The sequence below is a fragment of the Microcystis sp. LE19-41.2A genome, assembly GCF_027530405.1.
Lineage (GTDB): Bacteria > Cyanobacteriota > Cyanobacteriia > Cyanobacteriales > Microcystaceae > Microcystis > Microcystis aeruginosa.
On the sequence record NZ_JAPZQJ010000069.1, the window covers coordinates 1 to 12,828 of the forward strand.

At 38.0% G+C, this 12,828-nt stretch carries 11 protein-coding genes; all 11 read left to right on the plus strand.

Annotation, left to right across the window (positions count from 1 at the left end; all coding sequences use genetic code 11):
• Positions 1 to 154: 154 nt before the first annotated feature.
• The 11 genes from O9290_RS02945 (at position 155) to O9290_RS02995 (ending at position 12,305) form a co-directional block, all read left to right on the plus strand.
• Positions 155 to 877, plus strand: a complete 723-nt coding sequence (locus tag O9290_RS02945; RefSeq protein ID WP_288058410.1) for an FkbM family methyltransferase — start codon at positions 155 to 157, stop codon at positions 875 to 877.
• Positions 874 to 2,154 carry a glycosyltransferase family 4 protein gene (locus tag O9290_RS02950; protein WP_288058416.1) on the plus strand — a complete coding sequence of 427 codons (1,281 nt, stop codon included), beginning with the start codon at positions 874 to 876 and terminating at the stop codon, positions 2,152 to 2,154. The genes O9290_RS02945 and O9290_RS02950 overlap by 4 nt, the downstream gene beginning before the upstream one ends.
• 70 nt (positions 2,155 to 2,224) lie before the next feature.
• Entirely contained in the window at positions 2,225 to 2,617 is a 393-nt protein-coding gene (locus O9290_RS02955; protein WP_288058417.1) for a DUF433 domain-containing protein, read from the plus strand.
• Positions 2,618 to 2,683: 66 nt separating this feature from the next.
• A complete protein-coding gene (locus O9290_RS02960; protein ID WP_288058418.1) occupies positions 2,684 to 3,421 on the plus strand; it encodes a Uma2 family endonuclease in 738 nt (245 codons plus the stop codon).
• A 786-nt stretch (positions 3,422 to 4,207) separates the two neighbouring features.
• Positions 4,208 to 5,218, plus strand: coding sequence for a glycosyltransferase family 2 protein (locus O9290_RS02965; RefSeq protein ID WP_288058419.1), 1,011 nt, complete (start codon positions 4,208 to 4,210; stop codon positions 5,216 to 5,218).
• A gap of 73 nt (positions 5,219 to 5,291) precedes the next feature.
• Positions 5,292 to 6,173, plus strand: coding sequence for a class I SAM-dependent methyltransferase (locus O9290_RS02970; protein WP_288058420.1), 882 nt, complete (start codon positions 5,292 to 5,294; stop codon positions 6,171 to 6,173).
• A gap of 17 nt (positions 6,174 to 6,190) precedes the next feature.
• Positions 6,191 to 7,141, plus strand: a complete 951-nt coding sequence (locus O9290_RS02975) for a methyltransferase domain-containing protein (protein ID WP_288058421.1) — start codon at positions 6,191 to 6,193, stop codon at positions 7,139 to 7,141.
• A gap of 60 nt (positions 7,142 to 7,201) precedes the next feature.
• On the plus strand, positions 7,202 to 8,278 hold the full coding sequence (locus O9290_RS02980; RefSeq protein ID WP_288058422.1) for a glycosyltransferase family 4 protein: 1,077 nt from the start codon (positions 7,202 to 7,204) through the stop codon (positions 8,276 to 8,278).
• A 51-nt stretch (positions 8,279 to 8,329) separates the two neighbouring features.
• Entirely contained in the window at positions 8,330 to 9,448 is a 1,119-nt protein-coding gene (locus O9290_RS02985) for a glycosyltransferase family 4 protein (protein WP_288058423.1), read from the plus strand.
• Complete coding sequence (locus tag O9290_RS02990) at positions 9,432 to 10,334, plus strand: NAD-dependent epimerase/dehydratase family protein (protein WP_288086695.1); 903 nt, start codon at positions 9,432 to 9,434, stop codon at positions 10,332 to 10,334. The genes O9290_RS02985 and O9290_RS02990 overlap by 17 nt, the downstream gene beginning before the upstream one ends.
• A gap of 1,038 nt (positions 10,335 to 11,372) precedes the next feature.
• Positions 11,373 to 12,305: a class I SAM-dependent methyltransferase gene (locus O9290_RS02995; protein ID WP_288058427.1), complete on the plus strand. Its 933-nt coding sequence runs from the start codon at positions 11,373 to 11,375 to the stop codon at positions 12,303 to 12,305.
• Positions 12,306 to 12,828 lie beyond the last annotated feature (523 nt).

Below are 12,828 nucleotides of genomic sequence, written 5' to 3' on the forward strand. Positions count from 1 at the left end.
TAAATCCTTATCTGGCAAGAGACTTAATTGATTAGTTCGCTCTAGATAAAAAACAATTGACAAAAATCGCTAAATGCCTTTCTCTATAAGGGTTCCATCCCTTATAACCCCCGTCCATTGCATAACACAAACCGAAGAGCCCGAATTACAATCAATGGTTAAAAAATTCCTGAAAAACCTGTTCAGAAAACTAGGGGTTGAAGTCAAGAGATATAATCTTAATACTTCACAAGTAGCCCTGATGGAAATGTTACTGGAATATCATCAGATAGAGCTAATTTTTGATGTGGGTGCTAACTGTGGACAGTATGCTAGTTTTCTGCGAGACTGTGGTTATGAAGGTAAAATAGTATCCTTTGAACCTTTATCCAGTGCTTACTCACAATTACTGACTCTTAGCAAGAAAGATAACTTGTGGGAAATTGCTCCTCGCTCTGCTTTAGGAGATCAAGAAGGTGAAATTACCATTAATATTGCTGGGAATATTCAAAGTAGCTCCGTATTATCGATGTTAGATGCTCATGTCCAAGCTGCTCCTGAATCAGTTTATTGTGGTTCCGAAATAGTACAATTAAGACGGCTAGATACTTTAGCTAAAGACTACATTAGAGAGGGTACTCAATCAATATTTTTGAAGATCGATGTGCAGGGATTTGAAAAGCAAGTTATTGAAGGTTCTTTTCAGATTCTTCCTTTAGTTAAAGGGATACAAATAGAAATGTCTTTAGTGCCACTATATGACCAGCAAATGCTCTTTGAAGATATGCTAGAGTTTATGAGACAACTTGGCTACGAGCTATATACGATTATTCCGAACTTTGCTGATAAACACACTGGAAGACTATTACAAATAGAAAAGATGTTATTTAAATTATGAAAGTATGTTTACTAAGTAATTCTGATGGTCAAGGAGGGGCTTTTATAGCCGCTCATCGTCTGCATAAAGGGTTACATCGGATCAGTGTAGCAGCGACTATGCTAGTTAATGATAAAACGACTGATGACTATACTGTTTTATCGCCAGCAAATAAATTAATGAAGGGTTGGACAAAGCTAATACCTGCTGTTGATCACTTGCCCTTGTCATTATATTCTCAAAGAGAGAGAACACCTTATTCTATCCAATGGCTTCCCGATCGCCTTGTTTCTAGAGTAGCCCAAATTAGTCCAGATATTATTAACTTACACTGGATTAATGCCGGGTTTTTACAAATTGAAACCCTAGCCAAATTTAAGCAACCTCTTGTTTGGACGGCTCACGATATGTGGCCTTTTACTGGTGGTTGTCACTATAGTGGAGAATGTGATCGCTATACCCAATCCTGTGGTCATTGTCCTCAATTAAAAAGTCAGCAAGATGGGGATATTTCTCGTTGGGTTTGGTGGCGAAAATCTCAAGCTTGGAAAAATCTAAATCTGACTATTGTTACCCCCAGTCAATGGTTAGCAGATTGTGCTAGAAATAGTTCTCTATTTCAGGATTTACGGATAGAAGTAATTGCCAATGGCTTAGATATTCAAAGGTATCAACCAATCGAGAAAAACATTGCCCGCCATCTCTTAGGATTACCCCAAGATAAACAGCTTATTCTCTTTGGTGCTATGACGGCAACAAGCGATAACCGAAAAGGGTTTCATCTGCTGCTACCTGCTATAAAAAAACTCAGTCAGGGGGAAATATGGCAGCATAAATTAGAGTTAGTGGTCTTCGGTGCTTCTGAACCGGTTAATCCGCCTGATTTTGGACTGAAAACCCATTATTTAGGCAGATTAAATGATGATATTTCCCTAGCTTTAGTCTATGCCGCCGCCGATATTTTCGTCGCTCCCTCCCTTGAGGATAATCTTCCTAACACAGTCATGGAAGCTCTCGCCTGTGGAACTCCCTCTGTTGCTTTTAAAATTGGTGGAATGCCTGATATGATCGAACATCAAGAGAATGGTTATCTGGCCAAACCCTTCGAGGTGGAAGACTTGGCACGGGGAATTAATTGGGTATTAGAAGATACAGAAAGGTATAACCAATTGTGCATTCGGGCAAGGCAAAAAGTGGAGCAGCAATTTACTTGGGAGTTACAGGCAGAAAAATATTTAGAGTTATATAGCGATATCTTGAGCAAGAGCAATAGACATCGCCAAAAATCTATACCTTAGTCATAGCAATGATATTCCTACTTGGTAGTGCGATTTCTTATCCTTTTAGCTAAACAGCAACATTACTCCTATGAAATTAGCCCCCATCCCAACAAAGCAGTACATCGAGCAACGAGAAGAAGAATATTGGATTGAAGGAACTCGTATCTCCCTTGATTCAGTTGTCTATTCTTTCTTGAACGGAGAATCCCCCGAAAGCATTGCCCAAAATTTCCCACTCCTTTCCCTCGAACAGGTTTATGGCGCAATCGCTTTCTATCTGGCCAATCGAGAGCTTGTCGATGCCTATCTGAAAAAGGGTGAAGCCGAGTTTCAGGGACTACAACAGTCTTGTAGAGAAAGGAGTCCTTTGCTGTACCAAAAATTGAAGGCAGCTCAAGCCTATAATATGTGCTTAAAAAACTCTAATTTCCTAGAAGAAGGCTATAATTGCCATAACATTTTGCCCCCATCTCAATTCTAGCGGCTAGATATTCTCCCCAATGCTAGAGGAAAAAGCTCCTTAAGTCCAATCACCAGCCTAGCTCCGATGACTTCAACTATTTCCCCTTCTCGACTTTCACTGCCCACCCAAGATGAATTGCCCTGCGATGACGGCGTTCCCATGGAAACCCAACGACATAAACTCCAGATGGATATCCTCATAGATGCCTTGTTACCCTGGTTAGCTGCTAGGGAAGATGGCTATGTAGGCGGCAATATGTTCGTTTATTTCAGTGCCGCACAGTTAAAAACCGAGGAATTTCGCGGCCCCGATTTCTTTGCTGTCCTGGGGGTTCCCAAAGCGGAAAGAAAAAGTTGGGTGGTTTGGGAAGAGGGGAAAGCTCCCGATGTGGTTATCGAACTCCTTTCCGAAAGTACTGCCCCACAGGATAAAACTGAAAAGAAAGCGGTCTATCAAGACCGTTTGCGAGTGCCAGAATATTTCTGGTACGATCCCTTCAATCCTGAAGACTGGGCAGGTTTTATCCTCAGAGACGGCAACTACGAGCCATTATCTCTAGAGACGGGAGAAAGATTTTTCAGTCAAAGGCTAGGGTTGGCTTTGGTACGCTGGCAAGGGGAGTATAAGGGAGTCGAGGCAGTTTGGCTGCGTTGGGCGACTTTTGCTGGCGATTTACTGCCCACGGAGTCAGAGCTAACTGAACAGGAAAGAATGCGGGCCCAACAAGAAAGAATGCGGGCCCAACAGGAAAGAATGCGGGCTGAGGATTTAGAAGCATTGCTCCAACGCTATCGAGAGCGTTTTGGGGATTTGCCAGAATAAATCTAGATGTTGACCGGCTAGTAATCAATAGACATCTCCAAAAATTATAACCCAATCACAGCCTGCCTTTAGCTTATGTACTAACTAAATAGTTCGATGGCTGAAATGTATATCTATCGTCGCTAATTCAATTTCACTGAAAAAATATGAAGCAATTAAAATGATTTTTATTTGGGTGTGTTCCCTGACTAGAATAACTTTTAGTCTTGAGATAATATTAGGTCGAGGTCTAATCATCCCGTTGAATTAATTCGGGGCTGGAGTAATTGTCTATAATGACTGTCCAGGAGGCTAAATGGAAGATATTCCAACATTTTTCTCCATTATATCGGGAGAGCCGTTGGCTTTCTAGTAAGTACCTAAGCAAAATTAATTACACATCCACGCCGTCACCCGTCAGCCAAAAGCTTTTTGCTGTGACCAGTAAACAGTGAACTAAAAATTCAAATCTGATCCCTGATAGCTGTCTCGGAGTCCCCCGTCTCCTGTCTCGGAGTCTCCTGTCTCCTGTCTCGACTAGGAAATTAATTTTGCACGACTACTTATTGGCTGGTTAAAAATTTTCTTGACAATAAGTTCATGATCAGGTACACTTCCTCTAGGTCTTGAAGTTAATTTTTTTAGCTAATCATATTAGCTGATATAACCCCTAGGCTAGTTTAATAGTATTTTGGCAAGTATGAGAGAGCAGCAATAATCTTTCTAGTTCTATAGGGCTAATTACAAACTGAGCTAGTTTGTAATCAAGATTACAAAGCTTTTAGCTTGCCAGTATCAAGATAAGATATGACAATAAAACCACCATTGCAAGAGAAAAAAACTATCGAGCTAGATGCTAACTTCTCTACAACTCGCCGAGTAACTATGGAGAGACCTGCTATTATTAACGATCCTTCTGCAAAAGTGCAATCTCATTTATTTTTGCCACCAAATCCAGAACGCAGGGGAGAAGGAGGATTAAGAACAAAGGGATATTTCAAGCACTCCTACACGGAGACAAGTGAGTTATCGGAAAAATTTGCAGTTCCTTTGGTTACTATTATAACGGTAGTTTTTAATGGAGAAAAGCACTTAGAGCAAGCAATTCAGAGTGTCATTAGCCAGTCTTACAATAATGTTGAGTATATTATTATAGACGGAGGTTCTACGGACAGCACAATTGATATTATTCGTAAGTATAATGATCAGATAGATTATTGGTTGAGCGAACCTGACGAAGGTATATATGATGCGATGAATAAAGGCTGGAAATTGAGTCAAGGAGATTACATTTACTACCTGGGGAGCGATGATATATTGTTAAATATACCTAGCCAATCTATTCAAAAAGCAAGTTTAAACAATACGGACATAATTCACGGCAATGTAATTATGGATAACGGTCAGCTACGGATCAGTAGATATAATCCATTGATTGTGTTCAAAAATACTTTATGTCCGCAAGGACTATTCATTAAGAAAAACCTACTTGCTCAACTTCCGTTCAACACCAAATATAAAATATATGCTGATTTCGACCTTAATCAAAAGATTTATAAGATGAGTGCATCGTCAATCAAAGACAAATCTACAATTGCTTTTTTTAGACTTGGTGGTGCCAGCAGTTCCTATCAAGATAAGTCAAAATTAGCGAATTGTAAGCAGGAGTACGCTAGAGTTATTTATGATAATTTTGGTTTGTCTGGGCTGATTTTATCTTGGATTTGGGGGGCTGTACGAGGTTTAGTTGTTAAAAATAATATCCATTTACATACGGATTACAAAACCTTGAAAAGAATTTTAAAAGACTGCAAATAATCCTTTTTATTCGAGCGATATTTGCATGAACGCATTTAAGTAATTAACAAGTCAAACGGGTTAGAAACTGTCTATGAAGAATGTAGAAAATCCTACTAATTATCAGCATTTATTAAGTATAATCAATACTGAATCTTACAGACATTCAACTGATCAAGAAGTCAAAATTCTAGATGTTGGGTGTGGTAACGGACAATTGATTGCATACTTGACAAAAAATCTTCCCTGTGTACAGCCAAATATTAATTGGAAAGTCTATGGTTTAGACGTGGTTAATCATGGTGTTCAAAAAAAGGGGTTTATGGATGAAACAATTGAAAATCTATCAAAGAATTTTTCTGAGATAGATTGGCATGAAAGACTAACTTTAATTTATGATGATGAAAAGTGGCAATATCCAGATAATTTTTTTGATGTAATTATTTCTAACCAAGTGGTGGAACACGTCAAGAATCATCTACTTTTTTTTCTTGAGATATCTAGAACATTAACAATGAATGGATATTCTGTACATCTATTTCCCTTGTCCAACGTTCTCTGGGAATGGCATATTCATTTACCTTTAGTCCATAAGGTTAAAAACTTTGATTTTTTGTTTGATAACATTAAATTTTTAAGCACTTTAGGTTTAGGAACTTTTCATCGTCAGACTAAAGAATCGGGCATATCCTTGGAAGATTGGACTGAAAAACATACGGATTATTTACATTATTTTACTAACTATATTAGCTACCAAGAGATTTTAAATATGGGCAAAATATCTAATTTAAGGACATCTTTTAGATATACGAGGGAACTTTATCAACTATACCTAGATAAAAAAATGAAACGAACAACAAAATCAATCTATACCAACCATTATAGCTCATTTATCTTGGAGTTTTTATCTATATTTTTTCTTAAGTATATTGCCAGTGTAACTTTGTTTCTTGAGAAAAAGCAGACTTTTAGTTAATCGATCGGAGTAAGAAAATGCAACAATTTATCCAGACGTTGAGTCAATGCCCTAAGTGTCAAAGTAGTCAATTAACTTTTGATGATCATCAGATTATTTGCAAAAACTGTAATTCTGAATTTGCTATTGTCAATAATAAACCAGTATTCATTCGAGAAGATAATGAAATTTTTTCTCCCTCTTTTTATACTAATACGGTGACTAATCATAGTCCAAAAGAAAAAAATATATTCTCAAAAATTGTCCCTAGTCCATCGATTAACTTAATCTATATTGAGAGGATTCAAAATTTTGCTCAGACTTTAGAAAAGTTTACCCTAGCCTATGTTTTGGTTGTGGGTGGAGGAAATCAGAAAAGAGATTTGGATAGGTTAATGTCAGAATATAGCAATATCAAATTGATATATTCCGATGTTGATGTTAATGCAGATGTCGATTTATTCTGTGATGCTCACGATCTTCCTTTTCAAGACCAAGTTTTTCATGGTATTATTACTACAGCAGTTTTAGAACACGTTCTCTACCCCGAAAAAGTCGTTAGTGAAATGCACAGAGTTCTCAAAGATGGCGGGGTAATTTATTCAGAAATTCCCTTTATGCAGCAGGTTCATGAAGGGGCCTATGATTTTACCAGATATACCCTTTCTGGTCATCGGCGTTTGTTTAACTATTTTTCAGAAATTTCCAGTGGTTTAGTTGCTGGACCTGGAACAGTTTTAGTCTGGTCTATCGAACATTTCGCTTTATGTTTTGCTGGCAATAATACCTCAAGATTATTAACTAAAGCAATGGTGAGATTAGTGTTTTCTTGGCTTAAATATTTTGACTATCTATTCAAAAATAATCCTCAGGCTCTCGATGGAGCTTCTTGTACATATTTCTTAGGAAAAAAATCTCCTGAGAAAGTAGTTTCTGATCAAATGATTATTGAGAGATATAAAGGAGCTAATCATCTTCGCCATACCTAGAGAATATCTTCAATTCTCCAGTTTATACAAGAAAATAATCTAATTAAATCCTCAACAGTGATGAAAATTTTGTTATTCAGTCGCTACGATACTTTAGGTGCTAGTAGCCGCTATCGTACTTACCAATATTTGCCTTATTTGAAAAAAGAGGGAATAGAGTTTGAGACCGCTCCCTTATTAGATAATGATTATCTTAGAACTCGCTACTTAGGGAAAAAATACCCTTTATCGAGATTATTATCTGCTTATCAACAGAGAATTTCGCTGCTGTTGAAATCTCAAAAATACGATTTAATCTGGTTGGAAAAGGAAGCATTACCTTGGCTACCAGCTTGGCTAGAATTACTGTTTCTCAGAGGAAGAACACCTTATGTAGTTGATTATGATGACGCAGTATTCCACCGTTACGATCAACATTCTGCTCCTATAGTTAGATGGCTATTGGCACAGAAAATCGATCGAGTAATGCAGAATGCTCGCTTAGTGATTGCGGGAAATGATTACTTAGCTAACCGAGCAACACAAGCAGGAGCTAAATGGGTAGAAATATTACCCACCGTCGTCGATCTTGATCGCTATCCCTTATCAAAAGCTCCTCAAAATGAAGTCTTTACCATCGGCTGGATAGGAAGTCCATTGAAGTTTGTCGATTATATACAAGAACTTTATCCTGTTTTAAAAGAAATTTGTCGAGATGGTGGTGCCAAAGTCGTTGCTATCGGTGCCAAAGAGATAAATCTAGAGGATATCCCTTTAGAAATTAAGCCCTGGTCCGAGGCAACCGAGGTGAAAGAGATGCAACAATTTGATGTGGGGATTATGCCCCTTACCAATACACCATTTGAGCGAGGAAAATGCGGATTTAAACTAATCCAATATATGGCATCTACTCGAGCAGTTATTGGTTCACCAGTGGGGGTGAACGCAGAGATTATTAAGGAGGGGATCAACGGCTTTCAAGCTAGTAGTCAAGCTGAATGGCTGCAAGCTTTTCAAAACCTGAAACATGATCGAGATTTAAGAGAAAGCATGGGATGGGCTGGCAGAAAACTTGTCGAAGATAAGTATAATATTCAAATAACCGCCCCTAAAATGTTGCAGCTATTGCAAAAAGCTAATCAAGTTTTAAAAACCTAAAACTGTTTTTCTAAAATTATCCATAAATCAAGAATCGAAACCATACATGAAATGAAAATACTTTTTGTTATTACTAGAGCAGATACCGTTGCAGGCGCACAGGTTCATGTACGGGATTTAGCGAGATTTTTGCAAGATTCTCACCATCAAGTCTTAGTTGTTACTGGAATAAAAGGCATTTATAATGACGATCTGACGAGCCGCAACATAACAAATGTATCTTGTCAACACTTTGGTAAAAAAATTAACTTAATTAAAGACTGGCAAACCTTGAATTTTATCAAACAAATTATTGCAGAATTCCAACCAGATATTATCAGCACTCACTCTAGTAAAGCGGGAATTTTAGGACGATTAGCGGCCAGAAAAAGCAAGACTCCTTGCATTTTTACCGTCCATGGTTGGGCTTTTACAGGAGGTGTACCAGAGCCGAGTCGAACTATCTATCAGTGGTTAGAAACAATCACAGAACCTTTAGCTAATAAAATTATCTGTGTTTCGGAACAAGATCGATTAATTGGAATAAAAACTGGTATGCAACCGCAGCGATTATTGACCATTCATAATGGGATGCCAGATCTACCCGCAGAATTGAGAGCTAATCCTAGTAATGCTAACCCTGTTCGTGTTGTCATGGTGGCAAGATTTGATCAGCAAAAAGACCATGTAACCTTACTGAAAGCCTTTCAAAATGTTCCCGAAGCCCATTTAGATTTAGTCGGAGACGGTCCGGATTTAGAAAAAATTAAAACCTTAGCCAAGGAGCTAAAAATTATCGACAGAGTTAACTTTTTAGGTTTTCGTAATAATGTAGCTGAAGTCTTAGCTCAAGCCCAAGTATTTACTTTAATATCTAATTGGGAAGGGTTTCCTCGCACTACAATCGAAGCCATGAGAGCGGGATTACCAGTAATTGTATCAGATGTGGGTGGAGCATCGGAAGCAATTGTGGAAGGAATAACCGGATACGCCGTAGCGAGGGGAGACGTTAACACGTTACACCAGAGACTATTACAATTAGTTCTTGATCAACAATTCAGAGCTAAAATGGGAGCGGCAGGACGCAAACGCTACGAAACAGAATATACTTTTGAGAAGATGTTTGAAAAAACCTTTCAGGTTTATGAGCAAGTTTTAGCGGAAAGGAGAAAAAATGATGATCGAGAATAAAATATTAATCACAGGTGCTACGGGATTGCCCGGTGGTTTTTTCATGCAACATTTGGCATCTACTAAGCCTGAAATAGAAATACATTGTTTAATTCGACCCACTAGCGATCGCAGTATGTTAGATAGTCTAGGACTGAATTTAACCTACGATTTTGGAGATAGCTCTATCTCAGAAACCTGGGAAGGAATTTTTAGGGAAAATAGTTTTGAAACCATCATCCATCTCGTCCAACTTCGACAAGTACCAACTATACTTAATAGTCTAAAAAAATTCCAACAAACTCCCCGATTAATTATTATTGGAACCACGGGAGTATATTCAAAATATAATGAATATTCTGCCGAGTATAAACAAGCAGAAAATTATTTACAAGACTATCCTGCTTCTTATTGTCTGCTGAGACCGACAATGATTTATGGCACTCATAAGGATAAAAACCTACACAAATTGATTAAATTCTGTCACCGCTACGGATTCTTTCCCATTTTTGGCTCTGGTGATAACCTGTTACAACCAGTTCACGCTGATGACATTGCCCAGATGTTGTTAAAAGTCTGGGAATGTCCTGATATAAAAGGTGCTTACGATCTTTCCGGCGGTAGTATTGTTTCCTTCCGTCAGTTAATTTTATTGATAGAACAATTATTAGGCCAATCGGTGCGTCCCCTGTCCTTTCCCTTGAACTTTGGCATCTGGTCAGCTACCCTACTAGAAAAAACATTAGGTAAAAAATCCCCCGTGCGACGAGAACAAATCTTGCGATTACAAGAAGACAAAGCTTATTCCCACGAAGAAGCTAAAAGGGATTTAGGGTTTACTCCTCGTACTCTAGAAGCCGGACTACAACAAGAGATAGAATTAATGCGCTCCCAAGGCATAATTTAACTAATTAAGTCAATTTTTGTCTTGACTATAGCCATATTCAAAAAAACCTGAATTGGCAACCTCCCTTTACTTTAGAGCAAGGATTAGCCCAAACAATTCAGCCAGAAAATGAGTAATAAGCTCGGGTAGGGATGATAATGCCAAATCCATTGTTGATAGTATTTTTATCTGGACTTCCCCCATACAGAAATACTAAAAAATTAACAAAACCCTTACTGCCTGGAGCTTCTCAGAAAAAATTGAAAAGACGCTACTGGGTACATTTTCCCTTTGAAAATGGCTGTACCGTTGACTGTATCTAGAGTAAAGCGATTCCGTAGAGTTGGCTGTATAGTGATCGCTAACCTTATTGTAACAGATGGTGTCATTAATCTCTAGAGTCAGCGATTCCCTCTGTAGCCATGTTTTTGATGGTTTTCTGCCCGGAAACAAGCTATAATGGTCGAAGGGTCAAATTTGAAAAATTTTGCCTCAAACCCTGTCTGCGTAAGGATTTCAGGAGTTTGTACCCAGTAGCTTATTAGTATTACATTGCTTTAACTCAGGCTCTGTAAGACTTTGAGCCATAGCTAGTATATTTATACGGGGGAAGTTCAGTTTTATGATCAATTCATACCAAATCCGTTTTTGATAGTATGATTAACTCCCAATCCAACTTGAAAATCCCAGTTATGGATTGTTTCCCCTGGCTCCGCAGCTCCGGCTCTCCTCCGCGACTGGCTTACTGGGGCGGACTCTATAATAGAGTCCCTGTCAGGTTTTTGTCCATTCTCAATTAACGGTTATTATTGCACTGACTAATTACCTTTACAAGAAGTCGATCATCAGGTAAGATGTACCCAATATGCCCATTGAATCTGGTCTTGAACTGGTCGGTTAATTAAATTGCCCATTATGGGTGACAGGCTGCCGCAGCAGTATTTTGTCAAGATTTAATAGGAAACAACCAGCTAGTAATAGTTTGATCAAGGATGCCAGTTCCCAGTTGGCTTTGACGAAAAAACATGACAGTAAATATTAGTAGTGTAAAGGTTGACAATGTTGAATAAATTACTTAACCGTAGGCAAACCGAGCAGGGTAGAAAAAATATTAAATTTGCCCCAGCCAGAAAAATCTTCAATCCCCTCTTAAGAAATATCGGCTATACCCTAATTACTGACCATTTTTACCAGCCGATACCCAACCGTCAGGAAATTATGACATACGCGGGCAAAGAAAGGCCTCTTAGCTCAATTGAATGGCATCTAGACAAGCAAACTGAACTGGTTAAGTATTTACTAGAAAAATATGCTTTAGAATTTAACAATAAAGAAATTTTTTCAGCATTTGGTTATTCCGAAGATAGTTCTGCTCTCATTAGTGGCGATGCAGAAGTACTTTATGCTATGGTCAGAGAAAAAAAGCCGTCTCGGATAATTGAAATTGGCTCAGGTGGTAGCACTAAAATTATCGCCGCAGCTTTAAGAATGAATTTTATAGAAAATTACCAAAAATCACAACTGATCTCGATCGAGCCTTATCCTCAAGATTTTTTAAAAGACTTTGCTAATGTTAGTAAAGATTTTGTAGAATTTAGTTTGCTTACCCAGAAGGTAGAGTCCATAGAATTGTCTGTTTTTGAATCCCTGCAAACCAATGATATTCTGTTTGTGGATTCTAGTCATGTGTTTAAGTCTGGCAGTGATGTGGAGTTTGAATTTCTTCAAGTTTATCCCCGTTTACAAACAGGAGTATTAGTTCATATTCACGATATATTTTTTCCCTATGATTATCCCATCGAATGGAATCTCAAAGAATCACGATACTGGAACGAGCAATACTTTTTAGAGACTTTTCTACAATTTAATAAAAAATTTGAAGTTTTGGCATCATTGTCTATGGTATCTGATTATAAAAATTCTGTGTTTCTGGACAACATTAATGCTTATAATGAAGATCGATTACCCGGTTCTTTCTGGATGATTGCTTGAAGATTACTCGCCTGAATCGGGTCTTGAACTGGTTGGTTAATTAAATTGCCTGTAATTAGTCACAGTAGGAAGCAGGGATTATTGAGAATAAAGTAACCCTTAAGCCCTAGATGGATAGTACAAAGTCTGTTAAAACTAATTTAAAAGTTCCAGTTGTCACTGTCTATGAAATATGCGAAATAAAACTAAATTGTTAGAAATCTGGCTTATTAGATTTTCCATCTATCTTTTGCCTTTTATTAGCCTGTCATTTAATGAAGCAGGGTTTGGACTTATACAGCCTGCACTTGTTCCGATTCTGATAGTATTTATTCTATCGGTCTTTTGGCGTGGATTTCAGTTCAAACGAGCCTTTGGTGAAAGCAGATATATAAATCTTATTATATAGCGGTATGCACTTGCATGAGGTACAATAGAAGAGGACAATAAATTATAGACCTAGGCAGGAGCCACGACCCGATGAAGCCCTATTCTTTAGACTTGCGACAAAAGATCATCGAGACCTACGAGGAGAATAACCTCT